The sequence below is a fragment of the Chryseobacterium viscerum genome (assembly GCF_025949665.1).
In the GTDB taxonomy this organism is placed as follows: domain Bacteria; phylum Bacteroidota; class Bacteroidia; order Flavobacteriales; family Weeksellaceae; genus Chryseobacterium; species Chryseobacterium viscerum_A.
The window spans coordinates 68,947-93,689 of the sequence record NZ_JAPDFT010000002.1; the positions used below are offsets into that span (position 1 = coordinate 68,947).

Sequence of the window (24,743 nt, forward strand, 5' to 3'; positions counted from 1 at the left end):
TTTCTTAGTTTTTTGATTGGTTTAATTTATTAATAGCCTCCACTTTATTGTTGACGTGAAGTTTTCTGTAGATACTTCCGACGTGTTTTTTTACCGTATCAATGCTGATGCATTTTCTATCAGCAATTTCTTTGTAAAGGAGTCCTTCTGAAAGAAGTTCGAGAATTTCCTTTTCACGCTCAGTAAGCTCATCAAAACCTTTAATTTCCGGAAGTTTTCTTTCAAAATGTTTGAGCACTCTTCGGGCAATGGAAAAACTCATTGGAGCTCCGCCCTGGTATACATCGCGGATAGAAGAGAGAATTTTGTCCATACTTTCTCCTTTTACAAGATAGCCCATAGCGCCGGCTTTTAAAGAATTAAAGATTTTTTCATCATCATCAAAACTGGTACACATGATAAATTGTGTATCGGGCATCTCTTTTCGCAGCTTTTCTATGATTTCGATTCCGAGCATATCCTGCAGCTGGATATCCATCATCACAACATCCGGCGAAATGGCGGGGAGATTTTGCATAGCATCATTTCCGTCAAAGAACTGAGCAATTACCTTCATATCCTGTTGATAATTGATGACTTTCTTCAACGCGTTGTTGTAGTTTTTTTCATCTTCTACTATGGCAATGGAAATGCTCATGACTTTGTTTGTTTGTAGCAAATTTCAACAGAAAACAAATGGAAATCAATTACACCTTTGGGTAATATTAATCTTTGAGTTTGCAATGATGATTTCAGTCTTTAGTTTTTAATAAATTTAATCAATTTTTCATTTAAAAACAACATAAAGTTAATTATTAATAATAAATTAAAACAAAAAGAAAACAATTCAAATAAATAATTTAAAATTAATTATCATTTCACAATATAATCAAGAATAGGATAATCAATACTGCTTATTGTATTATGAAATTCTATTTGTTCAAATATTTGAATCAGATTTTTTCCTTTCTTCAGCCATACTCCAGGAATGTAAAGGGTTTGTTGGGGCCCAGCAGTACTCCAGTATCTGCCTGCATTTCTTCCATTGATGAAAACAATTCCTTTTCCAAATTTCCTCATATCAAGAAAAGTATCTCCCGTTTCATCAAGTGTAAATTCTGCTTCCTGAATTACGGGTGAATGATCTTCAATTTTTTTATTTTTAAAAGTATGTTCAGGAAATGTATTAAATGGTAAAGGAAGCATTTCCCAGTTTCCATAGATCTCAACCCCATCAATTTTCACAGGACTGATAATCCCTTTTAGGTTATGAACAATCTCTGCCCCGTAATTGATTCTGCCCATATTTTCAACCAGAATTTCCAACTGATCTCCGGATTTGATTTCAATATCCAGATCATACTTTTTGTTTACCCTGTTCAACTCTCCTTTCCATTTCCCATTGATGTAGATGTTTGCATAATCACGTAATCCTTTTATCTCAAGTTTTCCCTTCTGATCTTTTTCGAAATTTCTTCTGTAGAGAATATATCCGCTGCCAATATTCAGATCTTCAAAGGTGAGTGGCTGGTCACTGATAATTGGTTTTTGCCGATCAGTAAAATCAAAAAGACTATTTACTTTTGAAAATTTAATGGTGGGAATTGTGATGACTTTCATCGGCCTGGGAACATCAGGAAGTCTGCTTTTGTTTATTTTTTGAAAAACTTCTCTCAGTGCATTATATTTGGGGGTAGCCCATCCTGCTTCACTGATAGGAGCATCATAGTCATAGCTAGTAAGATCCGGTTGTATGTCATGGTCTTTATCATAATTGGCACCGCTTGTAAAACCGAAGTTGGTTCCACCATGAATCATGTAATAATTAAATGAGACTCCATTTTCCAGATAGAGTTTTGTCTGCTTTACCACCTCTTCTGTAGAAACTTTCACAAAAGGTTCTGCCCAATGATCCAGCCATCCCGGATAGTATTCAGCAACCATATAAGGACCCTTGCCTCCATTATATTCATTGATACTTTTCTTTAGAATATCAATGTCACTTTCTCCATTTGCTGTGGGTAAGGCACCTTCAATAGAGCCTCCTTTAAAAAGTGAACTCCCATCCGAGGTAAACAACGGCACTGAAATCCCGCTTTTCAAAAGCATCTCTTTTATCTTGTGGCTGTATTTTCTGTGCTCTTCCAAAGGAATATCTTTTCTCTGAGCCACATAAGACCCAAATTCATTTTCTGCCTGTACCATAATTACCGGACCACCATTATTGATCTGCAACGGTACAATTTGTTTTGCCAGCTGATTGATATATTTCCGGCATTCATCTAAAAAAGCTTGGTTATCCCTTCTTATTTCAAGGTCTTTATTTTTTTGCAGCCACCACGGATAACCTCCAAATTCCCATTCAGCACACACATAGGGCCCCGGGCGGATAATGACATATAATCCTACTTCCTGTGCCGTTTTTATAAACTTTTGTAAATTTTTTTCACCCGAAAAATTCCACTTCCCAGGAGATTCTTCATGATAATTCCAAAATACATAAGTAGTAACTGTATTTAAGCCCATTGCTTTCATCATCTCCAATCTGTGTTTCCAATATTCTGATGGAACTCTCGGATAGTGCATTTCTCCTGAATATACTGTAAATGGTTTAGCGTTTAAGAAGAAACTCCCATCTTTAATTTCAAATTTCCCTTTTTGAGAAAACATGGTATTCAAGGAGAAAAATAAAAGAATTATACATAAATAACGACTAAAATTTCTCATATTGTAAGGCATGATTTTTGTAAAAATTAAAATATAAAAATCATATTGAATATCAAATAATATAATCATGAAAAAAGGTCTTTTAGCATTAGGTGCCGTATCGGTGCTATTTGTAGTCAGCTGTAAAAAAAGTGAAAGCGGAAACAAAAGCATTATCAAAACAGACAGCTCAGAAACTGTAGTTACAGACAACAATGGAAAAATAGATTCGGTAACACAAAGTTCTTCTACTGTAGACATCAACGGAAAGAAAATTGAGAAAACAGATTTTGTTTATAAAGCTACTGATGGAACATTGGTAAAAGTAGTATTCAAAAACGATCCGAAAGAAAGTACAGTAGCCATTACCAGCAACAAGAAAACATTTACATTACCTAAGACAGAAACCAAAGGTGATGAAACGATTTACAAGAAAGATGATATGACAGCAAGGGTAAAAGGTGATAGCCTTCATCTTGAACAGGGTAATAATCTGATAGAATTGAAAAGAACAAAAATCTAAGATAGCAATGTCCCTCAATATAAAGGGACATTTTATTTTTATACATCTTAAATCTTTTTAAGCTATAATTTCTATCAACAAAATATGATTGCTTAAATTATTATAAATAAAAAAACCATCCGGAATCCGGATGGTTTTTTTTATATATCTGAATGAATATTATTCTTCAGTTTTTTCTTCAGTAGTGTCAGCTTTAGCTTCTTCTACTTTCTCTTCTACTGCAGGTGCTTCAGCTACTACAGCTTCAGCTACTACAGCTTCAGCTTTTTTAGGTGCAGCAGTTGATCTTCTGCTTCTTCTTGTAGCTTTTTTCTCTTCAGCATTAGGGTTGTAAAGCTCGTTGAAATCTACTAATTCGATAAGAGCCATATCAGCAGCATCACCTGGTCTGAAACCTGTCTTAATGATTCTTGTATAACCACCGTTTCTTTCAGCGATTTTAGGAGCTACAGTTCTGAATAATTCAGCAACCGCAAATTTATTTTGAAGGTAAGAGAATACTATTCTTCTGTTGTGTGTAGTATCTTCTTTTGCTTTTGTTAATAGAGGCTCAACATATACTCTTAAAGCTTTAGCTTTAGCTACAGTAGTGTTGATTCTTTTATGCTCAATTAGAGAACAAGCCATATTAGAAAGTAAAGCGCTTCTGTGAGAAGCTGTTCTTCCTAAGTGATTGAATTTTTTACCGTGTCTCATTATTAATTATTTATCAGCGTCTAACTTATATTTTGCAACGTCGAAACCGAAGTTAAGACCTTTTGAATGCACTAATTCTTCTAGTTCTGTCAAAGATTTTTTACCAAAATTTCTGAATTTCATCAAATCAGACTTACTGTAAGAAACCAATTCTCCAAGAGTTTCTACTTCAGCTGCTTTTAGACAGTTAAGGGCTCTTACTGAAAGATCCATATCTGCTAATTTAGACTTAAGAAGTTGTCTTGTGTGAAGAGTTTCTTCATCATATTGGATAGATGCTTTTACAGCTTCCGTTTCAAGCGTGATTCTCTCATCAGAGAATAGCATGAAGTGATAAATTAATATCTTAGAAGCTTCTGTTAAAGCATTCTGAGGGCTGATAGACCCATCAGTTTCTATATCTAATACAAGTTTTTCGTAGTCTGTTTTTTGCTCTACACGATAATTTTCAATGCTATATTGTACTTTCTTGATCGGCGTAAAAATAGAGTCGATAGCAATAGTTCCTACAGGAGCATTGTTTGACTTATTTTGTTCAGAAGGTACATACCCTCTACCTTTTTCAATATTGAAAGTAATTTCGAAAGTTACATCACTGTTTAGGTTGCAAATCACTAAATCTGGGTTTAAAACATCAAATCCATTGATAGACTTTCCTAAATCACCAGCAGTAATAACCGTCTGACCTGAAACTTTAGCAACAACCTGCTCGTTAGCCTGGCCTTCTGCTGCAGCTTTTAATCTTACCTGCTTAAGGTTAAGAATAATTTCGGTAACATCTTCGATTACTCCTGGAATAGTTGAAAATTCGTGCTCTACACCTTCTATTTTGATAGATGAAATAGCGTATCCTTCCAGAGAAGAAAGCAACACTCTTCTCAAAGCATTACCGATTGTAAGCCCGAAACCTGGTTCTAAAGGTCTGAATTCGAATTGACCTTTAAATTCATCAGAGTTAAGTAAAATTACTTTATCGGGTTTTATGAATTGTAAAATTGCCATATTATTGGGTTGAGCAAAAATTTGATTAAAAAATTATTTAGAGTAAAGTTCCACGATAAGGTTCTCCTTAATGTCCTCCGGAATCTGGATTCTTTCAGGAGCAGAAATGAAAGTACCTTCTTTCTTCTCATCGTTGAATTGTAACCACTCATAGTTTGACTTAGAAGCCAATGCATTGGTAACAACTTCAAGAGACTTAGACTTTTCTCTTACAGTGATTACATCACCAGCTTTTACCAAGTAAGAAGGGATATTAAGAATTTCTCCGTTCACAGTGATGTGTCTGTGAGAAACTAATTGTCTTGCACCAGATCTAGTTTTAGCAAAACCTAATCTGTACACTACGTTATCCAATCTTGATTCACAAAGTTGTAATAGAACTTCACCTGTTACTCCTTTGCTTCTGTGTGCTTTTTCAAATAAATTAGCAAACTGTCTTTCTAAAATACCGTAAGTATATTTAGCTTTTTGTTTTTCAGCTAACTGAACTGCATATTCTGATTTTTTAGCACCTCTTCTTTTATTAGGACCATGTTGTCCTGGCGGTTGGTTTTTTCTTTTCTCGAAGTTTTTATCATCTCCGTAGATTGCAGCACCAAACTTTCTAGCAATCTTAGTTTTAGGTCCAATATATCTTGCCATAATGGGTAAATTCTAAAAATTAAACTCTTCTTCTTTTTGGTGGTCTACATCCATTGTGCGGCATTGGAGTCACATCAATGATTTCGCTAACTTCAATTCCTGAATTGTGAATAGATCTGATTGCAGATTCTCTACCTGCACCTGGACCTTTCACAAACACCTTTACTCTTCTTAATCCAGCTTCGTGAGCTACAGCAGAGCAATTTTCAGCTGCCATTTGAGCAGCAAAAGGAGTGTTCTTTTTAGAACCTCTGAATCCCATTTTACCGGCAGATGCCCAAGAGATAACCTCTCCACTTTTATTTGTTAAAGAAATGATGATGTTATTGAAAGAAGCTTGAATATGTGCTTCACCAATAGCTTCAACTTTTACTTTTCTTTTTTTAACTACTTTACTTTGTTTTGCCATAATTCCTAACGATTATTTACTTGCCTTTTTCTTGTTAGCAACTGTTTTTCTCTTTCCTTTACGGGTTCTAGAGTTGTTTTTCGTTCTCTGGCCTCTTAAAGGTAATCCTAGTCTGTGACGTATTCCTCGTTGGCATCCTATGTCCATCAATCTCTTGATGTTCAATTGCACTTCAGATCTTAACTCTCCTTCTACTTTAACGTTTTCAGAGATATATGTTCTGATTGCAGCCAATTCATCGTCATTCCATTCGTTGACTTTCTTGTCTTCGCTGATACCGGCAGCTTTAAGGATTTCAGAAGAAGTACTTCTTCCTACTCCATAGATGTAAGTTAAACCGATAACACCTCTTTTGTTTTTTGGTAAATCAATACCTGCAATTCTCGCCATAATTTAATGTTAGCCTTGTCTTTGTTTAAATTTTGGGTTCTTCTTGTTGATTACGAATAGTACACCTTTTCTGCGTACGATTTTGCAATCAGCGCTTCTTTTTTTAATTGATGCTCTTACTTTCATTTTGATAGTATTTATTTTTTACAAATGCCAAATGGAAAGTGTTTTCCATTTGGCTAATTGTTTTAATATCTAAATGTGATCCTCCCTTTCGTTAAATCATAGGGAGACATTTCTAGTTTTACCTTATCACCAGGTAAAAGTTTAATATAGTGCATTCGCATTTTACCAGAAATATGAGCGATAAGGATATGCCCATTTTCAAGTTCTACACGGAACTGAGCGTTCGAAAGTGCTTCCGTTATAACGCCATCTTGTTCAATATGTTTTTGTTTTGCCATAAATTAATATCCAGTCGTTCTAGACAGTTTAGACTGCATTAAGCCATCATAATGATGATTCAGCAGATATGTATTAATCTGTTGAACGGTATCTAAAATTACACCTACCATAATTAATAGTGACGTTCCCCCGAAAAATAGGGCAAACGCATCTGTCTGAACAAAGCTTCCATGCACAATTGCTGGAAGGACTGCAAAGATAGATAAAAAAATTGCACCTGGCAAGGTAATTTTTGATAAAATATCATCTAAGTAATCTGCTGTCTCTTTCCCCGGTCTTACTTTCGGTACTAAACCTCCATTTCTCTTCAAATCATCAGCCATCTGGTTCACCGGAATTGTAATTGCAGTATAGAAAAACGAGAAGATAATAATTAATAGCGCAAACAATACATTGTACTGCCAGCTAAAAACATTCTTGAAACCTGCAAGAAAAGTGTTAGACTCATCGAATTTTGTTAATAATCCTGGTACGAACATCAATGCCTGAGCAAAGATAATTGGCATTACACCAGCAGCATTTACTTTCAATGGAATCCATTGTCTTGCGCCCTGCATAAGATTCTTGTTTACACCTCCTCTTGCTTGAGCTCTGCTTACATACTGAATTGGAATTTTTCTAACAGCCACAGATAAAATCACGGCTAGAAGAACAACTACCATCCAGAATAATACTTCAATAAGGATCATGATAGATCCCATTCCTCCTTTTCCGTTCTGCACGGCCATCTCCTGTACGAATGCTTCAGGTAGTCTTGAAAGAATACCTACCATAATAAGGATGGAAATACCATTTCCGATTCCTTTGTCGGTAATCTTTTCACCTAACCACATTGCGAATACTGAACCAGCAACCAAGATTACAATACTTGGCAACCAGAACATGATAGAATTTGGCTCTACAAAATATGCAGATTGGAACTGAGCATATGGTAAGAATAATTGAGTAATAGAAGTTAAATAAGAAGGTGCCTGTACCAGACAAACTCCAATTGTTAACCATCTTGTAATTTGGTTCAATGTATTTCTACCTGACTCTCCATCTTTCTGAAGCTTCTGAAGATAAGGAATAGCCATTCCCATCAACTGAACAATAATAGAAGCAGAAATATAAGGCATGATACCCAACGCCATTACGGAAGCGTGGCTGAAAGCTCCCCCCGTAAACGACGAAAGCAAGCCAAGGAGACCTGCTCCTTGCTTGTTACCGCCTTGATTTTTATAATGCTCTAAGAGATCTCCCACCTCTGCAAGGTTAATTGCAGGAAGTGAGATATAAGATGCGAATCTATACACAAGGATAATACCTAACGTAAAGAGAATTTTATCTCTTAACTCCTTTAGGCTCCATATATTTTTAAGTGTTTGTATAAATTCTTTCATTAGTAAGTATTATAAGGTAATTGCTTTTCCACCTGCCTTAGCAATAAGCTCTTCAGCAGATTTAGTGAATTTGTCAGCAGAGATTGAAACCGCTGATTTCAATTCTCCTCTACCCATAATTTTCACTAATTCGTTTTTAGAAACTATCCCGTTTGCTACTAAAACTTCTTTCGTGATATCTCCAGTGATGGATTTGTTCTCGATTAAAGTTTGAATAGTATCAAGGTTAATTCCTCTAAACTCTTTTCTATTTACGTTTTTGAATCCGAATTTAGGTAATCTTCTTTGTAAAGGCATCTGTCCACCTTCGAAACCGATTTTCTGAGAATAACCAGCTCTAGCTTTCTGACCTTTGTGTCCTTTTGTTGAAGTACCTCCTTTTCCACTACCTTGACCTCTACCAATTCTTTTTGAGTTGAAAGTAGATCCTGCAGCAGGTTGTATATTGTTTAAATTCATTTTAATTCTCTTTTATAAAATTATTTTTGAACTTCAAGTAAGTGGCTTACTGCAGCTACCATTCCTAAGATAGAAGGAGTAGCTTCATGTTCTACAACTTGGTGAAGTTTTTTTAATCCTAATGCTTCAAGCGTTCTCTTTTGGGTTTTTGTTCTACCAATAGCGCTTCTTACTTGTTTTACTTTAATTGTTGCCATTGTTTTAATATTAACCGTTAAACACTTTACTTAGAGAAATTCCTCTCATTCTTGCGATCTCTTCAGGTCTTCTGATATCCAATAACGCTTTGAAAGTAGCTTTCACCACGTTGTGAGGGTTAGAAGATCCTTTAGATTTTGAAAGGATATCGTGAATACCAGCAGATTCCAATACCGCTCTTACCGCACCACCGGCGATAAGTCCTGTACCGTGAGAAGCAGGTCTTAAGAAGATATCTGCACCACCGTATCTAGCAGTAGTTTGGTGAGGGATAGTGTGGTTCATTACAGGAACTTTCACAAGGTTTTTCTTAGCGTCTTCAACTGCTTTAGCAATTGCAGAAGCAACCTCTTTAGATTTTCCTAAACCAAAACCGATAATACCTTCTTCATTACCTACTACAACAATAGCAGAAAATCCGAAAGCTCTACCTCCTTTAGTTACTTTTGTTACTCTGTTAACAGCTACGAGACGATCTTTTAATTCTAATCCTCCCGGTTTTACTCTTTCTATATTATCTAGTCCTAACATATTTTCCGAAATTTAATGATTAGAATTTAAGTCCACCTTCTCTCGCACCATCAGCTAGAGCTTTTACTCTACCGTGATATACGAAACCGTTTCTGTCAAATACAATACTTTCGATTCCTGCAGCGATAGCTTTAGCAGCGATAGCTTTACCAACAGCAGCAGAAACTTCAGTCTTAGTACCTTTAGCGTCTACACCTTTTTCTCTAGAAGAAGCTGATGCTAAAGTTTTACCATTTTTATCGTCGATTAACTGAGCGTAAATTTCCTTATTACTTTTATATACAGATAATCTTGGCAATTCAGAAGATCCAGAGATTTTCCCTCTTACTCTTCTTTTGATTCTTATTCTTTTTTCTAATTTACTTAATGCCATAATACTTATAATTTATTAAGCAGATTTACCAGCTTTACGTCTAACAATTTCTCCTACGAATCTTACACCTTTTCCTTTGTATGGCTCAGGCTTTCTGAAAGAACGGATCTTTGCAGTAACCATTCCTAGAAGTTGCTTGTCGTGAGACGCTAAAGTAATAATTGGGTTTTTACCTTTTTCAGTCAATGTATCAACTTTTACTTCACTTGGAAGTTCTAATACGATACCGTGAGAGAATCCTAAAGCTAACTCAAGTTTTTGACCTGCGTGAGAAGCTCTGTATCCTACCCCTACTAGTTCTAGTTTCTTTTCGAAACCTTCTGATACACCAACGATCATGTTGGCGATCAACGCTCTGTATAAACCGTGAAGCGCTTTGTGTTGTTTAGAATCAGATGGTCTGTTTACATTAAGCTCACCATCTTTTTGTTCTAAAGTAATTCCTGCTGTAAGCTCCTGAGAAAGTTCTCCTTTCGCTCCTTTTACAGTTACTACACCGTTGTTTTCAGTGATTGTAACTCCAGCTGGAATTGTTATAATTGCTTTACCAATTCTTGACATTTTCCTCTGATTAAAAATTAATAAACATAGCAGATTACTTCACCGCCTACTTTCTCTTCTCTAGCTTTCTTGTCAGTCATTACTCCTTTAGAAGTAGAGATGATAGAAATACCCAAACCGTTTAGTACTCTTGGAAGTTCAGTAGAACCTTTGTACTGTCTCAAACCTGGTCTAGAAGCTCTTTGAATAGACTTAATAGCAGGTTTGTTAGTTTGCTTATCGTACTTTAAAGCGATTTTGATCACTCCTTGAACAGCGTTATCTTCAAACTTGAAGTTTAAGATATACCCTTGATCAAATAGGATCTTAGTAATCTCCTTTTTGATTTTCGATGCAGGAATTTCCACCACTTTGTGGCCTGCGCTTTGTGCGTTCCTTACTCTTGTTAGGAAATCTGAAATTGGATCTGTTACCATTTTTCTTTTATAAATTATTGGTTAAAGACAATCAGTATTGAAAAGACTTGAAGAGAAAAATATCAGACTTCAGAAAACTTCAGTCTGATATTATTGTTCTTTAGTATCCTGACAACTTAATTGTCCCGATTTTTAATTAGTAATTATTACCAACTAGCTTTTCTTACACCTGGGATAAGACCGTTGTTAGCCATTTCTCTGAAAGTTACTCTGGAAATACCAAACGTTCTCATGTATCCTCTTGGTCTACCTGTTAGTTTACATCTGTTGTGTAATCTTACAGGAGAAGCATTTTTAGGCAATTTTTGAAGTCCTTCGTAATCACCAGCTTCTTTTAAAGCTTTTCTTTTGTCAGCGTATTTAGCAACTAGTGCTTCTCTTTTGCGCTCACGCGCTTTCATTGATTCTTTAGCCATTTCTTAGTTCTTTTTAAATGGTAAACCGAAGTGAGTTAATAATGCTTTAGCTTCTTTATCTGTCTTCGCAGTTGTAACGAAAGTGATGTCCATCCCTTGGATTTTTTTCACTTTGTCAATTACGATTTCAGGGAAGATAATTTGCTCAGTAATACCTAAGTTGTAGTTACCTCTACCATCGAAACCATCTGCTTTGATACCAGAGAAATCTCTGATACGTGGTAAAGCAGAAGAAGTAAGTCTGTCTAAGAACTCATACATTCTGTGAGCTCTCAATGTTACTTTTGCTCCTACAGGCATTCCTTTTCTTAGTTTGAATGCAGCTTCATCTTTCTTAGAGATTGTACCTACTGCTTTCTGACCTGTAATGTTTGTCAATTCTTCTACAGCATAATCAATGATTTTCTTATCTGCAGTAGCATCTCCTAAACCTTGTGATACAACAATTTTCTCTAATCTAGGTACTTGCATGATAGACTTGTACCCAAATTCTTCCATCATTGCAGGAACAATTTGCTCTTTGTATATTTTTTTGGGTCTTGCTATAAATTCCATGTTAATTCAAATTATAAAGTTTCACCCGTTTTTTTGTTAACTCTCACTTTCTTATCTCCTTCGATTTTGTAACCGATTTTGATAGCTTTTCCGTCTTTACCAACTAAAGCTACGTTTGAGATATGAATAGAAGCTTCCTTTTCAGTAATTCCTCCTTGAGGATTTGAAGCTGAAGGCTTAACGTGTTTTTTAACGATGTTAAGTCCTGCAACGATTACTCTAGGGTCTTTTCCTTCTTTCTTAATCACTTCAATAACTTCACCAGTCTTACCTTTGATATCTTTCTTACCAGTAGTAATGATTACGTTATCTCCTCTTTTTATTTTTAACTTTGACATTTCTTTTAAAAATTTTAAAAATTAAAGTACTTCAGGAGCTAATGAAATGATTTTCATATATTCTTTGTCTCTCAACTCACGAGCAACCGGTCCGAAAACACGTGTTCCTCTCATTTCTCCCGCTGCGTTTAGTAATACACAAGCATTGTCGTCGAATTTGATGTATGAACCATCTTTTCTTCTTACTGCTTTTTTAGTTCTTACTACTACAGCTTTAGATACCTGACCTTTTTTAGCGTTTCCTGATGGTGTAGAATCCTTGATAGTAACAACGATTTTATCACCAACTGAAGCATATCTTCTTCTGGTTCCTCCCAGAACTCTAATAACTAGTACTTCTTTAGCACCTGTGTTATCAGCAACTTTTAATCTTGATTCTGTTTGTAACATTATTACTTAGCTTTTTCAATGATTCTTACTAATCTCCATCTCTTGCTCTTGCTCAAAGGTCTAGTTTCTTGGATCAAAACTGTATCACCTTCTGTGCATTCGTTGTTCTCGTCGTGTGCAGTATATTTTTTCGTTTTCAAAACGAATTTACCGTACATCGGGTGCTTTACTCTTGTAGTTTCACTAACAACAATAGTTTTTTCCATTTTATTGCTGGAAACCACTCCGATTCTTTCTTTTCTTAAATTTCTATCCATTGTAAAATGAAATTATTGTTTGTTAGTTAACTCAGTGTTTAGTCTTGCGATTGTTTTTCTCAAATCTCTGATTTGAATCGGGTTTTCAATTGGGCTGATTGCATGAGCTAATTTCAATTTAGAATATTGAGCTTTTGCTTCAGTTAATTGAGCTTGAATATCACCCGCGCTTAAATTTTTAATATCAGCATTTTTCATTGTATTCAAAGATTATAGAGGTTTAACAAAATCGTTAGCAACGATGAATTTAGTAACTACTGGTAATTTTTGTGCAGCAAGTCTTAAAGCTTCCTTAGCGATATCGTAAGGTACACCTCCGATTTCAAACATAATCTTACCTGGTTTTACTACAGCTACCCAGTATTCAACAGCACCCTTACCTTTACCCATACGTACTTCCGCTGGTTTCTTAGTAATTGGCTTATCTGGGAAGATTTTGATCCATAGTTGACCTTCTCTCTTCATATATCTTGTCGCAGCAATACGAGCTGCTTCAATCTGTCTTGCAGTGATCCAAGCTCCTTCCGTTGCTTTGATCCCAAAAGTTCCGTAAGCAAGTTGACTACCTCTCTGGGCATTCCCCTTCATCTTCATCTTGTGAACTCTACGGAATTTGGTTCTTTTTGGTTGTAACATAATTTCTAAATTTTAGATTTTAGATTTTAGATTTTAGATTTTTTTTAATTTTAAAAAAGTAACGGTAATTTAAAATTCAAAATTTCTAATCTAAAATTTTAATTATTATTGTTATTGTTGTTGTTTTTTCTAGGTCTTCTGTTGTCTCTGTCTCCTCCTCTGTTTCCTCTGTCTGACTGACCTCCTTTTTTCTGTTGTCCCACTAGTGGAGAAAGTTCTCTTTTACCGTAAACTTCACCTTTCATGATCCAAACTTTTACACCTAGTCTACCGTAAGTAGTGTGAGCTTCTGCCCAGTGGTAATCGATATCAGCTCTGAAAGTTGACAATGGAATTCTTCCTTCTTTGAAAGATTCTGATCTTGCCATTTCAGCACCATTCAATCTACCAGAGATTTGAACTTTGATACCTTCAGCACCCATTCTCATAGTACTTGCCATTGCCATTTTAACAGCTCTTCTGTAAGAAATTCTGTTTTCAATTTGCTTAGAAATACTATCAGCAACTAATACAGCATCTAATTCAGGTCTTTTGATTTCGAAGATGTTGATTTGAATATCCTTACCTGTAAGTTTCTTCAATTCTTCTTTCAATTTATCAACTTCCTGACCTCCTTTACCGATGATAAGTCCCGGTCTAGCAGTAGTAATTGTAACTGTTACTAATTTTAGTGTTCTTTCAATATAGATTTTTGAAATACCACCTTTAGATAATCTAGCCTCAAGGTATCTTCTGATTTTGTAGTCTTCAGCGATTCTGTCTCCATAATCGTTTCCACCAAACCAGTTAGAATCCCATCCTCTGATGATACCTAATCTATTACCAATTGGATTTGTCTTCTGTCCCATACCTTGATTAATTTTCTTTGTTACCTAAGATTAATGTAACGTGGTTAGATCTTTTTCTGATTCTATACCCTCTACCTTGTGGAGCTGGTCTTAGTCTCTTCAATTGTCTTGCACTATCCACGAAGATTTCTTTAACGATAAGGTTTGCTTCTTCAATATCAGCACCTTCGTTTTTAGTCTGCCAGTTTGCCATAGCAGAAAGAAGTAATTTTTCTAACTTGTTAGAAGCATCCTTCTTAGAATATTTTAGGATATAAAGTGCTTTGTCTACCTGCTCTCCTCTAATGATATCAGCAACTAATCTCATTTTTCTTGGAGAAGACGGGCAATTATTTAATGAAGCTTTTACAACGTCTTTGTTAGCTTCTTTTCTTGCGATTGAACTATCTTGTTTTCTTGATCCCATGATTATCTGCTTCCTTTATTTTTGTTACCACCATGACCTCTGAAAGATCTTGTTGGAGAAAATTCGCCTAACTTGTGACCAACCATGTTTTCTGTAACGTAAACCGGGATAAAAGATTTCCCATTGTGTACAGCAATAGTTTGTCCTACGAAGTCCGGAGAGATCATCGATGCTCTAGACCAAGTTTTGATAACAGTTTTCTTGTTAGCTTCTATATTTGCCTGAACCTTCTTATCTAAAGTATGATGAATGAACGGTCCTTTCTTAAGTGATCTTGCCATAATTATTTTCTTTTAGATACGATGTAACGGTTAGACACTTTGTTTTTCTTTCTAGTTTTGTAACCTTTAGACGGCATACCGTTTCTAGATCTTGGGTGACCTCCAGAAGAACGTCCTTCACCACCACCCATTGGGTGATCTACTGGGTTCATTACAACCGCTCTTGTTCTTGGTCTTCTACCTAACCATCTGCTTCTACCAGCCTTACCTGATACAGTTAATTGGTGATCTGAGTTGGAAACTGAACCAATCATTGCCATACACTCAGTAAGGATCATTCTTGATTCTCCTGAAGGCAACTTGATGATTGCATATTTACCATCTCTAGAAGTTAATTGAGCTGAAGAACCAGCACTTCTTGCTAAAATTGCACCTTGACCAGGCTTCATTTCAACACAAGAGATTACAGTACCCAATGGAATGTTTTTCAATTTCATTGCGTTACCTACGTTTGGTTCAACGCTTTCTCCTGAAACTACTTTCTGATCAACTTTGATACCGTTTGGAGCGATGATATATCTCTTCTCTCCATCTGCGTACTCTAATAAAGCGATAAATGCAGTTCTGTTTGGATCGTATTCTACAGATTTTACAGTTGCTTCAACGTTTGCTTTGTTTCTTTTGAAGTCAATAATTCTGTATTTCTTTTTGTGTCCACCTCCGGTGTAACGCATGGTCATTTTACCTGTTTGGTTACGTCCACCTGACTTTTTAATACCAACTGTTAGAGATTTCTCTGGTTTGTTGGTAGTAATTTCCTCAAAATTGTTTACAATTCTGAATCTCTGTCCCGGGGTGATAGGTTTTAATTTTCTAACAGACATTACTATTATTTATAATTAATAATTAATTTACAGCAAAAATATCGATAACCTCACCTTCAGCAAGTTTGATTACCGCTTTTTTCAATTTGTTTGTCTTTCCTACTTGAAGACCTTTTTTAGTGTACTTTGAAGAAACCTTCGGAGCATAAATCATTGTGTTAACGTCTGCTACTTTTACACCGTAAGCTGCTTCAACAGCTTTTTTAATCTGGATTTTATTCGCCTTAGGATCAACTAAGAAAGAATAAGAACCTCTTAAATCTGTAAGGTAATTAGCCTTTTCTGAAATAACTGGTTTAATAATAATAGACATGACTTATTTCTTTAAATTTTCCTGGAATTTTTCAACTGCACCTTCGAAGAAAATAATTTCACCTGCATTTACTAAATCGTAAGAACTGATCTCGTTGAAGTTCATTACTTTAGTTTTAGGTAAGTTTCTTGAAGATAAATATACATTCTTGTTAGCTTCAGGAAGAACGAATAAAGATTTTTTACCGTTAAGTTCCAATGCATTTAATACATTGATGAAATCTTTAGTCTTAGGAGCAGCAAAGCTCACATCTTCTAAAACTTTAATGCTGTTGTCTCTCATTTTTTGAGATAAAACAGATTTTTTAGCTAATCTCTTAAGAGCTTTGTTCAATTTGAATCTGTAGTCTCTTGGTTTTGGTCCGAATACTCTACCTCCACCTCTGAAAGTTGGAGATTTGATATCCCCGTATCTAGCAGATCCAGATCCTTTTTGCTTCTTAAGCTTCTTAGTAGAAGCAGTAATTTCGCTTCTTTCTTTCGATTTATGAGTACCTTGTCTTTGTGCAGCAAGATACTGTTTAACTTCTAAGTAAACCGCGTGCTGATTTGGCTCAATTCCGAATACTGTTTCGTCTAGAGTTACTTTTCTTCCGGTCTCTTTTCCTGATGTATTTAATACTACTAGTTCCATTTTCTGATAATTACATAAGAATTTTTAGCTCCCGGAACAGCACCTTTTACTACTAAAAGATTTTGTTCTTGATCAACTTTTAACACTTGAAGGTTTTGAACAGTTACCTGCTCACCTCCCATTCTTCCAGCCATTCTCATCCCTTTGAATACTCTTGAAGGGTCTGAACCAGCACCGATAGAACCTGGAGCTCTAAGTCTGTTGTGCTGACCATGAGTTGCCTGCATTACACCTCCAAATCCGTGTCTTTTAACAACACCCTGGAAGCCTTTACCTTTTGAAGTTCCTGTTACATCTACATACTCACCTTCGATGAATAGATCAACACTTACTACCTCTCCTACTTTTGCTTCAGTAAATCCATCGTGGAATTCTACTAATTTAGCTTTAGGAGTAGAACCAGCCTTTTTAAAATGACCAGCTAACGCTTTACCAACGTTCTTCTCACTCTTGTCATCGAAACCTAATTGAACAGCTGTATAACCGTCTTTTTCTAAGGTTCTGACCTGTAAAATCGAGCATGGACCAGCTTGAATAACTGTACAAGGAATGTTTTTTCCTTCTTCGTTAAACAAAGACGTCATACCGATTTTTTTACCAATAATACCTGACATTGTTTATATTATAATAAAATTTATCCTTTATTTATCACCATTTTTGGGAAGTCTGAAGTAATTTCTACTTTTGATATAGGCATACTACGCTCCTAAAATGAGTGTGCAAATTTATGAATAATTTTATAACTGACAAATATTTTGAGTAAAATATTTTGATTTTTAATCGATTAGGTGATTTTGAAAAAATCCAGAACAGATTTCTCAAAGATTTATTTTGATTTTTAAAAAGAAATCAAGATGAAGACCTTATTGAGCCATCACTTTTACCCCAACTTCTTCCAGCCCAGCCCTATCTTCAGCACAAATTCCATTATCAGTAATCAGATAATCCACCTGATCCAATCCTGAAATCTTTCCAAATCCTTTTTTATTCAGTTTGGAGGAATCTGCAAGAATTACAGTTTGATCCGCACATTCCATCATAATCTGATTCAGGTGAGCTTCCGCAGCATTGGAAGTACTAATTCCAAACTCCGAATCAATACCGTCTACTCCCAGAAAAAGCTTATTGCAGGAAAACTGTTTTAGAATTCCTTCAGAAATAGATCCCACTATAGAAGTAGAGCTTTTTCGCACTTCTCCACCCAGCTGTATAATATTAATATTAGGATTATTACAAAGCTCAATTGCTACCCTCAAAGAAGATGTGAGTACCGTAAGCGGCCCAAAGTTCACCAGCATTCTGGCAAGATAATGCATTGTTGTCCCGGAAGCTAATATAATACAGTCATTTTCCTGAATCAATGATAAAGCAGCTTTTGCAATAGCCTGTTTGGCTTCCACATTGATATTTTCTTTTTCACCAACATTTTTTTCATAAGCATATCTTACCTGCTTACTTGCTCCTCCATGATTTCTGAAAAGAAGCCCAAGACTTTCGAGATAATTCAGATCCTTTCGGATCGTAACTGAAGAAACATTGAGCTTCTCACACAGATCCTGCACAAGTACATGTCCTTTCTCATCAAGCTCTTTCAGTATTTCATCCTGCCTTGGTAATAGCTTTTCCATTTTATTCGTTTCATCAAAAATACCGTTTTTTTTTCACATCTTAAAATTTCATTTATTTTCTTTTTGCTTTCATTTTTAATTTATATATTTGAAAACGAAACATAAACGAAACATTTATGAAACGAAACGAAGAACTCAGTAAGTTAACCCAAGTAAAAGAATGGGACTTTATTGTCATAGGAGGAGGAGCCAGTGGTTTAGGTTCGGCATTAGACGCAGTAAGCAGAGGATTCAAAACTTTATTGCTTGAATCTCATGACTTTGCAAAAGCAACATCCAGCAGAAGCACCAAATTGGTACACGGTGGAGTTAGATATCTTGCCCAGGGAGATGTCGGATTGGTAAAAGAAGCATTAAAGGAAAGAGGACTCTTAGCAAAAAATGCAGCACATATCGTAAAAAATCAGTCTTTCATTATTCCAAATTACACATGGTGGGGAGGAATCTACTATAAAATAGGACTGTCCATTTATGATTTCCTTGCCGGAAAATTGAGTCTGGGTAAAACGAAGTATATCAGCAAATCAAAAACCGTTGAAAAACTTCCGACTATTGAACAAAATCACTTGATGAGTGGCGTTGTTTACCAGGACGGACAATTTGATGATGCCAGACTTGCGATCAACCTTACCCAAACTATCATTGAAAAAGGCGGAAGTGCGGTTAATTATGTAAAAGTAGTCAACCTTTTGAAAGATGCTTCTGATAAGGTAATCGGTGTGGTTGCAGAAGATCAGTTTTCTAAACAGCAATATCAGATTCATGGTAAAGTAGTCATTAACGCAACCGGAGTCTTTACGAATGATATCCTTAATATGAACAATCCTAAGCATGGTAAACTCGTTGTACCAAGCCAGGGAATTCATCTTGTATTAGACAAGTCTTTCCTGAAAAGTGATGATGCAATTATGATTCCTAAAACCTCAGACGGCAGGGTTTTATTTGTTGTTCCGTGGCATGACAGGGCTTTAGTAGGAACTACAGACACTCTTTTAAAGGATGAAAGCTTTGAACCTCGTGCATTGGAAGAAGAAATTAGCTTTGTTCTAAATACAGCAAGACAATATTTAGCTAAAAAACCTACTCGTGAAGACGTAAAATCTGTTTTCGCAGGACTACGGCCTCTTGCCGCTCCTAAAGATGGCAGCAAAAACACAAAAGAGGTTTCCCGAAGTCATAAGGTTATTACTTCAGAAACAGGATTGATTTCTATTATCGGAGGAAAATGGACTACCTACCGTAAAATGGCAGAAGATACCGTAGATGAAGCTATGAAAATTCACAGGTTGGGAAATAGCCAATCCAAAACCGAACATCTTTCCATTCATGGAAATGTAAAGCCAGAACAGGTAGACAGAACAAATCACCTATACGTTTACGGATCTGATATTCCTGCTATCAAAGCATTGCAGCAAAGCAATCCGCGTTATGCTCAGAAAATCCACCCAGATCACCCTTTCACAGTAGCAGAAATAGTATGGGCCGTAAGAACGGAGATGGCAGAAACTATTGAAGACATCCTGGCAAGAAGAGTACGCTTACTGTTCCTTGATGCAAGAGCTGCTATAGACAGCGCTCATAACGTAGCAAGAATCATTGCTGAAGAAAAAGGATATTCTGAAGAATGGGCTCAGCAGCAAGAAAATGAATTTATTGAATTAGCAAGAGGGTATTTATTAACACCCTATTCACCTAAAGTTATCAACCTAAATTAGCATTATATACATGAATGAAAAACTAATTCTCGCTCTAGATCAGGGGACAACTTCCTCCAGAGCGATTCTCTTCAACCACAGTGGAGAAATCAAATATGTATCGCAAAAAGATTTCGAACAGATATTCCCTACTCCAGGCTGGGTAGAGCACGATCCCAACGAAATCTGGTCATCACAAATCTCTGTAGCCGCAGAAAGTATAGCGAAAGCAGGTATTTCCGGACTGGAAGTTGCCGCGATCGGTATTACGAATCAACGTGAAACTACAATCGTTTGGGACAAAGAAACCGGGGAGCCTATTTACAACGCTATCGTATGGCAAGACCGCAGAACCTCAAAATACTGCGATGAACTGAAAGAACAGGGACACGCGGAAATGATCAAAGAAAAAACCGGACTTGTTCTGGATGCTTACTTTTCAGCGACCAAACTAAAATGGATTCTTGATAATGTAGAAGGAGCCAGACAAAAGGCGGAAGAAGGAAAATTATGTTTCGGAACTGTTGATACCTGGCTTGTCTGGAAACTTACCCGCGGAAAAATGTTTATCACGGATGTTTCCAATGCCAGCAGAACAATGCTTCTCAACATTCATACTTTAGAATGGGATCATGATTTATTAGAATTATTCAACATTCCGAAAACTATTCTTCCTACAGTAAAACAAAGCAGTGAAATATATGGTGAAACTGCTACGACCCTATTCTCTACCAAAATCCCGATTGCCGGAATTGCAGGTGACCAACAGGCTGCTTTATTCGGACAAATGTGTACCACTCCGGGAATGGTAAAAAACACTTATGGAACAGGATGTTTCTTATTAATGAATACAGGGACTGAAGCAGTTTCTTCTAAAAATAATCTTCTTACTACAGTAGCCTGGAAAATCAATGGAGAAGTTAATTATGCACTAGAAGGAAGTGTATTTGTAGGAGGTGCAGCTATTCAATGGCTGAGAGATGGTCTTAAAATTATTCATTCTTCTGATCAGGTGAACGAACTGGCTGCTTCTGTAGAAGATAACGGCGGTGTTTATTTCGTCCCTGCATTAACGGGGCTTGGGGCTCCTCACTGGGACCAATATGCTCGTGGTACTATTGTAGGAATCACCCGCGGTACCACTGACGGACATATCGCCAGAGCAACACTGGAAGGAATTGCATTTCAGGTTTATGATATTGTAAAAGCTATGGAAGCAGATTCCGGAAGAGCAAGCCTTGAATTAAGAGTAGACGGTGGCGCTTCTGCAAGTGATCTTCTGATGCAGATACAGTCTGACCTATTCGGTTTTAAAATCATACGCCCTAAAACACTTGAAACAACAGCATTAGGAGCAGCCTACCTTGCCGGCCTTGCTGTAGGATACTGGAAAGATGTAGCTGAAATTCAGTCTCAATGGATTGTTGATAAAGATTTCCATCCTCAGTTGGAAAAAGAACATGTTGATAAAATGGTACACTCATGGAGAAGAGCTGTATCACGTTCTCAAAGCTGGATAGAAGATTAATTAACTTATCAAAAAAAACTTATATGACCCCATTTATCGCAGAAGTTATCGGGACGATGCTTCTTATATTATTAGGCAACGGTGTTGTAGCCAATGTTGTCTTGAAAGATACGAAAGGAAATAATTCCGGATGGATTGTTATTACTACTGCATGGGCACTGGCCGTATTTGTGGGAGTAACCGTTGCAGGGCCAATAAGCGGGGCCCATCTGAATCCGGCTGTAACCATTGGTCTTGCGGCTGCCGGAAAATTTTCGTGGGATTTGGTTCCATCTTATATCGCAGCTCAAATGATAGGAGGAATGCTGGGTGCATTTTTAGTATGGCTGTTCCACAAAGATCATTTTGCGATTACTGAAGATGAGGGAGCTAAACTGGCATGCTTCAGTACAGGTCCTGCTATCAGAAAAACATCCTCCAACCTTATCAGTGAGATTATCGGAACGTTTGTACTGGTATTCTGTGTCTTTTACTTTGCAGACCCTAGTATTTCTTTACAGGCAGACCCTACAGCCAAAGTAGGCCTTGGTTCTATTGGAGCAATCCCTGTTACATTTGTAGTTTGGGCGATTGGTTTATCCCTGGGAGGAACTACAGGATATGCCATCAACCCTGCAAGAGATCTTGCCCCAAGAATCATGCACGCCATCTTACCTGTAAAAGGAAGCAGTGATTGGGGATATGCCTGGATTCCTGTTATAGGCCCAATTACAGGTGCTATTATTGCAGCAGTTATATATGGATTTTTAAAATAAAACAAATGATGAAAAAAATCTTAAAGGGAATCTTTCTTCTTGCTATAGGCACAGGAAGATTATTTTCACAGGAAAATGGTGAAACCAAGGAAACCAAAGAAGGAAGGCTTGATTTTACAGCCAACATTCAGAACAATCACTTATGGAGAGGGCTTATTATTACAGACAAGCCTGTTGTGATGGGAAATCTTTCATATGCTTTGGATGCGGAGAAGAAATGGAAAGTGGGAATATGGGGAGCTTCTGCATTAGCGGATGATAAGGACAACACTCATTATAAGGAGATCAATTACTATGTTCAGTATTCTGACGGGCGTTTTTATATTGGATTATGGGATCTTTATAACTCCAGAAACATCAATACTGCTGTGGCCGCTGATGATATCTTCAGCTATTCACAGAGAAGAACAGCCCATATTATTGATTTAAGAACAAATTATACTTTCGGACCTTCTTTTCCAATCAATATTGAAGCTGACATTATGCTGTATGGAGGAGCCAATGCGGGAGAAGTCATTTTGGAAGCTGATGGAAGTTATAAGAAAAACAGATATTCTACGTATGTTCAGGCAAGTTATCCTGTCATCAGTGGTCAGAAAGTAAACCTGGATGCTTTTGTAGGAGCCGGATTTGCTCTTAACGACAAAACCTTTTTGTATGGTAACGGCAAGAACAGCTTCGACATTGTCAATATAGGTGTAAAAGCAGGTAAGGTAGTTAAGATTACAGATCACTACAGTCTTCCTGTATCAATGATGGCCATGTGGAATCCTTCTAACAAATACGCCAGAATTCAGCTTGCAGCAACCGTTTTTTAATCTGAATGAAACTAAATTATAGAAAAACCACTCCTTTTGGGGTGGTTTTGTGTTACACTGCTCTTCCTCATTATATGAATTTAAAATAGGGTAAAAAAACCACCAATAACCGGGTTTTTACGGAGAACATTTTGCATAAATATCTTTATTTTTGAAAAAAAATTAATGAAAAAGATTTTCAGTTTAATGATCCTGTGCATCAGTATTTTTACGTTGGCACAACAGGTAAAAGTCCCTTTTACCGGACACAGAAGCTTTGATATTATGAAAGGTTATAGTGGCACCGGTACTCCCCACTATTATCTGGATATAAAATCGAATGGCGATGTTCATTTTGGATATGTTCAGGTGAATCAGGCTGACGGAGAAAAGACAGAAGAGGAAGTAAATGCCGGAAAATACGCCCCCAATAAAGTAATGAAAGTAGTTTTCAAGAAATATGAAGAGACTTTTCTTGTGAAATTCGACAAAGACAAGATTTATCTTACCGATGAAAGGGGAAATATTTTACATCTTGATGGCTGCTGCTCTTCCAGGGAGAGCATCGATAAAGAGACCTGCAAATGTGAAAGTGAACTTTACAAGTAGTAAAATAATATATAGAGAGAGTCGCTCCATCCGGGGCGGCTTTCTTGTTATGAAAAGCAATCCCGTCAAATTAATCACCGGGATTTTACGGTTTATATTCTCCTTAAATATCTTTATTTTTGAAAAAACATATAGCTACAATGAATTGTCGCTTCAAGAGTGATTCGTATCAATGAGACATTTTAAAATTTTATTCCTATTCCTTCTTTTTCTCGTTGTATCATGCAGCAGGAAAGAGGATCATCCTTACACATTTTATTACTGGAAAACCAATCTGAAGCTGGACCGCGAAGAAAAGAAAACATTAGATCAGGCAACCGTTCCTTATTTGTACACAAGATTTTTTGATGTAGATAAAGTGAACAGAAAATTTCAGCCGGTGGCTGCCATCACAAAAGACAAAAGTTTTCAAACGGATAAGCAGATTGTTCCCACGGTTTTCATTACCAATCAAATATTTCTTGGTATTTCTGCAGAAGAGATAAGGTTTCTTGCGGAAAGCGTCCATCTCTTAATTCAAAAGAAATCGAAAGAACACCATTTGAAAACCAACAATGAAATTCAGATCGACTGTGACTGGACAGCCGGAACCAGAAATGATTATTTTAAATTTCTGAAAGAGCTCAAAAAGGTCTCCGGAAAGGAAGTCACCTGTACACTTCGCCTTCATCAGGTGAAAGATAAAAAGCAGACCGGAATTCCTCCCGTGGAAAAAGTGTATCTCATGTGCTACTCCACTTCGTCGCCACTGGAAAATTCTGATAAGAACTCAATTCTGGATGTAAATATCCTAAAAAGCTATCTTTCAAAAATGGAAGACTACCCTATCAAAAAGATTGAAGTAGCACTTCCTATTTATTCCTGGGGAATTGTGACCAATCATTTGGGTAAGCATAAACTCATCAATGCTTTATCCAAAAGAGATCTTGAAAACCCAAATTTCAAAAAGATATCCGATCATGAGATTCAGATTTTGAAAGACGGATTTTACTTTGGTAGTTATTTAAACAAAGGTTTCAAAATAAAGGTAGAAGAAATCTCCGAAGAACAGCTTGAAGAGGTTATCGCTTTTTTACAGAAAAAAATCCCACATTTTAATATTATTTATTATCAATTAGATAGTAAATTTGTGTTAGATCGAAAATTTTAATCTCTCAGAGATA

The 24,743-nt window shown here is 36.4% G+C and carries 38 protein-coding genes; 7 read left to right on the forward strand and 31 right to left on the reverse strand.

Annotated elements, in window-relative coordinates:
* Positions 1–4 precede the first annotated feature (4 nt).
* Positions 5–637 (reverse strand): response regulator, encoded by a 633-nt coding sequence (locus tag OL225_RS14440; protein WP_264518739.1) that lies wholly within the window; start codon positions 635–637, stop codon positions 5–7.
* Positions 638–852: 215 nt separating this feature from the next.
* Positions 853–2,706: a glycoside hydrolase family 35 protein gene (locus tag OL225_RS14445; protein ID WP_264518740.1), complete on the reverse strand. Its 1,854-nt coding sequence runs from the start codon at positions 2,704–2,706 to the stop codon at positions 853–855.
* Positions 2,707–2,773: 67 nt separating this feature from the next.
* Here OL225_RS14445 and OL225_RS14450 point away from each other — a divergent pair, with 67 nt between their 5' ends.
* On the forward strand, positions 2,774–3,208 hold the full coding sequence (locus OL225_RS14450; protein WP_264518741.1) for a hypothetical protein: 435 nt from the start codon (positions 2,774–2,776) through the stop codon (positions 3,206–3,208).
* A 159-nt stretch (positions 3,209–3,367) separates the two neighbouring features.
* Here OL225_RS14450 and rplQ read toward each other — a convergent pair whose 3' ends face one another.
* The 29 genes from rplQ to OL225_RS14595 form a co-directional block, all read right to left on the reverse strand.
* Complete coding sequence (rplQ, locus tag OL225_RS14455; protein WP_264518742.1) at positions 3,368–3,904, reverse strand: 50S ribosomal protein L17; 537 nt, start codon at positions 3,902–3,904, stop codon at positions 3,368–3,370.
* Between the two features lie 6 nt (positions 3,905–3,910).
* Positions 3,911–4,906: a DNA-directed RNA polymerase subunit alpha gene (locus OL225_RS14460; RefSeq protein WP_264518743.1), complete on the reverse strand. Its 996-nt coding sequence runs from the start codon at positions 4,904–4,906 to the stop codon at positions 3,911–3,913.
* Between the two features lie 33 nt (positions 4,907–4,939).
* Positions 4,940–5,548: a 30S ribosomal protein S4 gene (rpsD, locus tag OL225_RS14465; protein WP_047096812.1), complete on the reverse strand. Its 609-nt coding sequence runs from the start codon at positions 5,546–5,548 to the stop codon at positions 4,940–4,942.
* Between the two features lie 19 nt (positions 5,549–5,567).
* Complete coding sequence (rpsK, locus tag OL225_RS14470) at positions 5,568–5,957, reverse strand: 30S ribosomal protein S11 (protein ID WP_047376581.1); 390 nt, start codon at positions 5,955–5,957, stop codon at positions 5,568–5,570.
* Positions 5,958–5,969: 12 nt separating this feature from the next.
* Positions 5,970–6,347: a 30S ribosomal protein S13 gene (rpsM, locus tag OL225_RS14475; RefSeq protein ID WP_002983260.1), complete on the reverse strand. Its 378-nt coding sequence runs from the start codon at positions 6,345–6,347 to the stop codon at positions 5,970–5,972.
* 9 nt (positions 6,348–6,356) lie between these two features.
* Positions 6,357–6,473: a 50S ribosomal protein L36 gene (gene rpmJ, locus OL225_RS14480; RefSeq protein WP_007839480.1), complete on the reverse strand. Its 117-nt coding sequence runs from the start codon at positions 6,471–6,473 to the stop codon at positions 6,357–6,359.
* Positions 6,474–6,535: 62 nt separating this feature from the next.
* Complete coding sequence (gene infA / locus OL225_RS14485) at positions 6,536–6,751, reverse strand: translation initiation factor IF-1 (RefSeq protein WP_034684855.1); 216 nt, start codon at positions 6,749–6,751, stop codon at positions 6,536–6,538.
* 3 nt (positions 6,752–6,754) lie between these two features.
* Complete coding sequence (secY, locus tag OL225_RS14490; RefSeq protein ID WP_047376580.1) at positions 6,755–8,134, reverse strand: preprotein translocase subunit SecY; 1,380 nt, start codon at positions 8,132–8,134, stop codon at positions 6,755–6,757.
* Between the two features lie 9 nt (positions 8,135–8,143).
* Entirely contained in the window at positions 8,144–8,593 is a 450-nt protein-coding gene (gene rplO / locus OL225_RS14495) for a 50S ribosomal protein L15 (RefSeq protein ID WP_047376579.1), read from the reverse strand.
* Between the two features lie 20 nt (positions 8,594–8,613).
* Positions 8,614–8,790 carry a 50S ribosomal protein L30 gene (gene rpmD, locus OL225_RS14500; protein WP_047376578.1) on the reverse strand — a complete coding sequence of 59 codons (177 nt, stop codon included), beginning with the start codon at positions 8,788–8,790 and terminating at the stop codon, positions 8,614–8,616.
* A 10-nt stretch (positions 8,791–8,800) separates the two neighbouring features.
* On the reverse strand, positions 8,801–9,322 hold the full coding sequence (gene rpsE / locus OL225_RS14505) for a 30S ribosomal protein S5 (RefSeq protein ID WP_047376577.1): 522 nt from the start codon (positions 9,320–9,322) through the stop codon (positions 8,801–8,803).
* Between the two features lie 19 nt (positions 9,323–9,341).
* Positions 9,342–9,695, reverse strand: a complete 354-nt coding sequence (gene rplR, locus OL225_RS14510; protein WP_034694689.1) for a 50S ribosomal protein L18 — start codon at positions 9,693–9,695, stop codon at positions 9,342–9,344.
* A 15-nt stretch (positions 9,696–9,710) separates the two neighbouring features.
* Positions 9,711–10,256, reverse strand: coding sequence for a 50S ribosomal protein L6 (gene rplF, locus OL225_RS14515; RefSeq protein ID WP_047376576.1), 546 nt, complete (start codon positions 10,254–10,256; stop codon positions 9,711–9,713).
* Positions 10,257–10,273: 17 nt separating this feature from the next.
* Positions 10,274–10,672: a 30S ribosomal protein S8 gene (gene rpsH / locus OL225_RS14520; protein ID WP_047376575.1), complete on the reverse strand. Its 399-nt coding sequence runs from the start codon at positions 10,670–10,672 to the stop codon at positions 10,274–10,276.
* A gap of 146 nt (positions 10,673–10,818) precedes the next feature.
* Positions 10,819–11,088: a 30S ribosomal protein S14 gene (rpsN, locus tag OL225_RS14525; protein WP_047376574.1), complete on the reverse strand. Its 270-nt coding sequence runs from the start codon at positions 11,086–11,088 to the stop codon at positions 10,819–10,821.
* Between the two features lie 3 nt (positions 11,089–11,091).
* Positions 11,092–11,643: a 50S ribosomal protein L5 gene (gene rplE, locus OL225_RS14530; RefSeq protein ID WP_047376573.1), complete on the reverse strand. Its 552-nt coding sequence runs from the start codon at positions 11,641–11,643 to the stop codon at positions 11,092–11,094.
* A gap of 11 nt (positions 11,644–11,654) precedes the next feature.
* Positions 11,655–11,981 (reverse strand): 50S ribosomal protein L24, encoded by a 327-nt coding sequence (rplX, locus tag OL225_RS14535; RefSeq protein WP_047376572.1) that lies wholly within the window; start codon positions 11,979–11,981, stop codon positions 11,655–11,657.
* Positions 11,982–12,002: 21 nt separating this feature from the next.
* Positions 12,003–12,371, reverse strand: a complete 369-nt coding sequence (gene rplN, locus OL225_RS14540) for a 50S ribosomal protein L14 (RefSeq protein WP_002983226.1) — start codon at positions 12,369–12,371, stop codon at positions 12,003–12,005.
* A gap of 2 nt (positions 12,372–12,373) precedes the next feature.
* Positions 12,374–12,628 carry a 30S ribosomal protein S17 gene (rpsQ, locus tag OL225_RS14545; protein WP_027371715.1) on the reverse strand — a complete coding sequence of 85 codons (255 nt, stop codon included), beginning with the start codon at positions 12,626–12,628 and terminating at the stop codon, positions 12,374–12,376.
* Positions 12,629–12,640: 12 nt separating this feature from the next.
* On the reverse strand, positions 12,641–12,826 hold the full coding sequence (rpmC, locus tag OL225_RS14550; RefSeq protein ID WP_034694678.1) for a 50S ribosomal protein L29: 186 nt from the start codon (positions 12,824–12,826) through the stop codon (positions 12,641–12,643).
* Positions 12,827–12,838: 12 nt separating this feature from the next.
* Positions 12,839–13,264 carry a 50S ribosomal protein L16 gene (rplP, locus tag OL225_RS14555; protein WP_029297776.1) on the reverse strand — a complete coding sequence of 142 codons (426 nt, stop codon included), beginning with the start codon at positions 13,262–13,264 and terminating at the stop codon, positions 12,839–12,841.
* Positions 13,265–13,362: 98 nt separating this feature from the next.
* Positions 13,363–14,112 carry a 30S ribosomal protein S3 gene (gene rpsC, locus OL225_RS14560; protein WP_034694675.1) on the reverse strand — a complete coding sequence of 250 codons (750 nt, stop codon included), beginning with the start codon at positions 14,110–14,112 and terminating at the stop codon, positions 13,363–13,365.
* A gap of 7 nt (positions 14,113–14,119) precedes the next feature.
* Positions 14,120–14,518, reverse strand: a complete 399-nt coding sequence (rplV, locus tag OL225_RS14565; RefSeq protein ID WP_047096818.1) for a 50S ribosomal protein L22 — start codon at positions 14,516–14,518, stop codon at positions 14,120–14,122.
* Positions 14,519–14,520: 2 nt separating this feature from the next.
* Entirely contained in the window at positions 14,521–14,799 is a 279-nt protein-coding gene (gene rpsS, locus OL225_RS14570; protein ID WP_034678015.1) for a 30S ribosomal protein S19, read from the reverse strand.
* Positions 14,800–14,801: 2 nt separating this feature from the next.
* Positions 14,802–15,623: a 50S ribosomal protein L2 gene (gene rplB, locus OL225_RS14575; protein ID WP_034678013.1), complete on the reverse strand. Its 822-nt coding sequence runs from the start codon at positions 15,621–15,623 to the stop codon at positions 14,802–14,804.
* A gap of 22 nt (positions 15,624–15,645) precedes the next feature.
* The gene (rplW, locus tag OL225_RS14580) at positions 15,646–15,936 is read right to left on the reverse strand and encodes a 50S ribosomal protein L23 (RefSeq protein WP_047376571.1); all 291 of its coding nucleotides are present in this window, start codon (positions 15,934–15,936) and stop codon (positions 15,646–15,648) included.
* A gap of 3 nt (positions 15,937–15,939) precedes the next feature.
* Positions 15,940–16,569, reverse strand: coding sequence for a 50S ribosomal protein L4 (gene rplD / locus OL225_RS14585; RefSeq protein WP_047376570.1), 630 nt, complete (start codon positions 16,567–16,569; stop codon positions 15,940–15,942).
* Positions 16,560–17,183: a 50S ribosomal protein L3 gene (gene rplC, locus OL225_RS14590; protein ID WP_047376569.1), complete on the reverse strand. Its 624-nt coding sequence runs from the start codon at positions 17,181–17,183 to the stop codon at positions 16,560–16,562. Before rplC ends, rplD begins: the two co-directional genes overlap by 10 nt.
* Positions 17,184–17,432: 249 nt before the next feature.
* Complete coding sequence (locus OL225_RS14595; protein ID WP_047376568.1) at positions 17,433–18,197, reverse strand: DeoR/GlpR family DNA-binding transcription regulator; 765 nt, start codon at positions 18,195–18,197, stop codon at positions 17,433–17,435.
* A gap of 116 nt (positions 18,198–18,313) precedes the next feature.
* On the opposite strand from OL225_RS14595, the gene OL225_RS14600 reads away from it, so the two are divergent.
* From OL225_RS14600 to OL225_RS14625, 6 genes are all read left to right on the forward strand, one after another.
* Positions 18,314–19,912 (forward strand): glycerol-3-phosphate dehydrogenase/oxidase, encoded by a 1,599-nt coding sequence (locus tag OL225_RS14600; protein ID WP_264518744.1) that lies wholly within the window; start codon positions 18,314–18,316, stop codon positions 19,910–19,912.
* Between the two features lie 10 nt (positions 19,913–19,922).
* Complete coding sequence (gene glpK, locus OL225_RS14605; RefSeq protein WP_047376566.1) at positions 19,923–21,419, forward strand: glycerol kinase GlpK; 1,497 nt, start codon at positions 19,923–19,925, stop codon at positions 21,417–21,419.
* Positions 21,374–22,174 (forward strand): MIP/aquaporin family protein, encoded by an 801-nt coding sequence (locus OL225_RS14610; RefSeq protein ID WP_319800590.1) that lies wholly within the window; start codon positions 21,374–21,376, stop codon positions 22,172–22,174. The genes glpK and OL225_RS14610 overlap by 46 nt, the downstream gene beginning before the upstream one ends.
* Before the next feature lie 5 nt (positions 22,175–22,179).
* Positions 22,180–22,992, forward strand: a complete 813-nt coding sequence (locus tag OL225_RS14615; RefSeq protein ID WP_407294646.1) for a hypothetical protein — start codon at positions 22,180–22,182, stop codon at positions 22,990–22,992.
* A gap of 165 nt (positions 22,993–23,157) precedes the next feature.
* Complete coding sequence (locus tag OL225_RS14620; protein WP_264518745.1) at positions 23,158–23,580, forward strand: hypothetical protein; 423 nt, start codon at positions 23,158–23,160, stop codon at positions 23,578–23,580.
* A 172-nt stretch (positions 23,581–23,752) separates the two neighbouring features.
* A complete protein-coding gene (locus OL225_RS14625; protein WP_264518746.1) occupies positions 23,753–24,730 on the forward strand; it encodes a hypothetical protein in 978 nt (325 codons plus the stop codon).
* Positions 24,731–24,743 lie beyond the last annotated feature (13 nt).

Coding starts and splice junctions, on each gene's coding strand:
- OL225_RS14440 (WP_264518739.1), bottom strand. CDS start 637: ATGAGCATTTCCATTGCCATAGTAGAAGATGAAAAAAACTACAACAAC.
- OL225_RS14445 (WP_264518740.1), bottom strand. CDS start 2,706: ATGAGAAATTTTAGTCGTTATTTATGTATAATTCTTTTATTTTTCTCC.
- OL225_RS14450 (WP_264518741.1), top strand. CDS start 2,774: ATGAAAAAAGGTCTTTTAGCATTAGGTGCCGTATCGGTGCTATTTGTA.
- rplQ (WP_264518742.1), bottom strand. CDS start 3,904: ATGAGACACGGTAAAAAATTCAATCACTTAGGAAGAACAGCTTCTCAC.
- OL225_RS14460 (WP_264518743.1), bottom strand. CDS start 4,906: ATGGCAATTTTACAATTCATAAAACCCGATAAAGTAATTTTACTTAAC.
- rpsD (WP_047096812.1), bottom strand. CDS start 5,548: ATGGCAAGATATATTGGACCTAAAACTAAGATTGCTAGAAAGTTTGGT.
- rpsK (WP_047376581.1), bottom strand. CDS start 5,957: ATGGCAAAACAAAGTAAAGTAGTTAAAAAAAGAAAAGTAAAAGTTGAA.
- rpsM (WP_002983260.1), bottom strand. CDS start 6,347: ATGGCGAGAATTGCAGGTATTGATTTACCAAAAAACAAAAGAGGTGTT.
- rpmJ (WP_007839480.1), bottom strand. CDS start 6,473: ATGAAAGTAAGAGCATCAATTAAAAAAAGAAGCGCTGATTGCAAAATC.
- infA (WP_034684855.1), bottom strand. CDS start 6,751: ATGGCAAAACAAAAACATATTGAACAAGATGGCGTTATAACGGAAGCA.
- secY (WP_047376580.1), bottom strand. CDS start 8,134: ATGAAAGAATTTATACAAACACTTAAAAATATATGGAGCCTAAAGGAG.
- rplO (WP_047376579.1), bottom strand. CDS start 8,593: ATGAATTTAAACAATATACAACCTGCTGCAGGATCTACTTTCAACTCA.
- rpmD (WP_047376578.1), bottom strand. CDS start 8,790: ATGGCAACAATTAAAGTAAAACAAGTAAGAAGCGCTATTGGTAGAACA.
- rpsE (WP_047376577.1), bottom strand. CDS start 9,322: ATGTTAGGACTAGATAATATAGAAAGAGTAAAACCGGGAGGATTAGAA.
- rplR (WP_034694689.1), bottom strand. CDS start 9,695: ATGGCATTAAGTAAATTAGAAAAAAGAATAAGAATCAAAAGAAGAGTA.
- rplF (WP_047376576.1), bottom strand. CDS start 10,256: ATGTCAAGAATTGGTAAAGCAATTATAACAATTCCAGCTGGAGTTACA.
- rpsH (WP_047376575.1), bottom strand. CDS start 10,672: ATGGTAACAGATCCAATTTCAGATTTCCTAACAAGAGTAAGGAACGCA.
- rpsN (WP_047376574.1), bottom strand. CDS start 11,088: ATGGCTAAAGAATCAATGAAAGCGCGTGAGCGCAAAAGAGAAGCACTA.
- rplE (WP_047376573.1), bottom strand. CDS start 11,643: ATGGAATTTATAGCAAGACCCAAAAAAATATACAAAGAGCAAATTGTT.
- rplX (WP_047376572.1), bottom strand. CDS start 11,981: ATGTCAAAGTTAAAAATAAAAAGAGGAGATAACGTAATCATTACTACT.
- rplN (WP_002983226.1), bottom strand. CDS start 12,371: ATGTTACAAACAGAATCAAGATTAAAAGTTGCTGATAACACAGGTGCT.
- rpsQ (WP_027371715.1), bottom strand. CDS start 12,628: ATGGATAGAAATTTAAGAAAAGAAAGAATCGGAGTGGTTTCCAGCAAT.
- rpmC (WP_034694678.1), bottom strand. CDS start 12,826: ATGAAAAATGCTGATATTAAAAATTTAAGCGCGGGTGATATTCAAGCT.
- rplP (WP_029297776.1), bottom strand. CDS start 13,264: ATGTTACAACCAAAAAGAACCAAATTCCGTAGAGTTCACAAGATGAAG.
- rpsC (WP_034694675.1), bottom strand. CDS start 14,112: ATGGGACAGAAGACAAATCCAATTGGTAATAGATTAGGTATCATCAGA.
- rplV (WP_047096818.1), bottom strand. CDS start 14,518: ATGGGATCAAGAAAACAAGATAGTTCAATCGCAAGAAAAGAAGCTAAC.
- rpsS (WP_034678015.1), bottom strand. CDS start 14,799: ATGGCAAGATCACTTAAGAAAGGACCGTTCATTCATCATACTTTAGAT.
- rplB (WP_034678013.1), bottom strand. CDS start 15,623: ATGTCTGTTAGAAAATTAAAACCTATCACCCCGGGACAGAGATTCAGA.
- rplW (WP_047376571.1), bottom strand. CDS start 15,936: ATGTCTATTATTATTAAACCAGTTATTTCAGAAAAGGCTAATTACCTT.
- rplD (WP_047376570.1), bottom strand. CDS start 16,569: ATGGAACTAGTAGTATTAAATACATCAGGAAAAGAGACCGGAAGAAAA.
- rplC (WP_047376569.1), bottom strand. CDS start 17,183: ATGTCAGGTATTATTGGTAAAAAAATCGGTATGACGTCTTTGTTTAAC.
- OL225_RS14595 (WP_047376568.1), bottom strand. CDS start 18,197: ATGGAAAAGCTATTACCAAGGCAGGATGAAATACTGAAAGAGCTTGAT.
- OL225_RS14600 (WP_264518744.1), top strand. CDS start 18,314: ATGAAACGAAACGAAGAACTCAGTAAGTTAACCCAAGTAAAAGAATGG.
- glpK (WP_047376566.1), top strand. CDS start 19,923: ATGAATGAAAAACTAATTCTCGCTCTAGATCAGGGGACAACTTCCTCC.
- OL225_RS14610 (WP_319800590.1), top strand. CDS start 21,374: ATGGAGAAGAGCTGTATCACGTTCTCAAAGCTGGATAGAAGATTAATT.
- OL225_RS14615 (WP_407294646.1), top strand. CDS start 22,180: ATGATGAAAAAAATCTTAAAGGGAATCTTTCTTCTTGCTATAGGCACA.
- OL225_RS14620 (WP_264518745.1), top strand. CDS start 23,158: ATGAAAAAGATTTTCAGTTTAATGATCCTGTGCATCAGTATTTTTACG.
- OL225_RS14625 (WP_264518746.1), top strand. CDS start 23,753: ATGAGACATTTTAAAATTTTATTCCTATTCCTTCTTTTTCTCGTTGTA.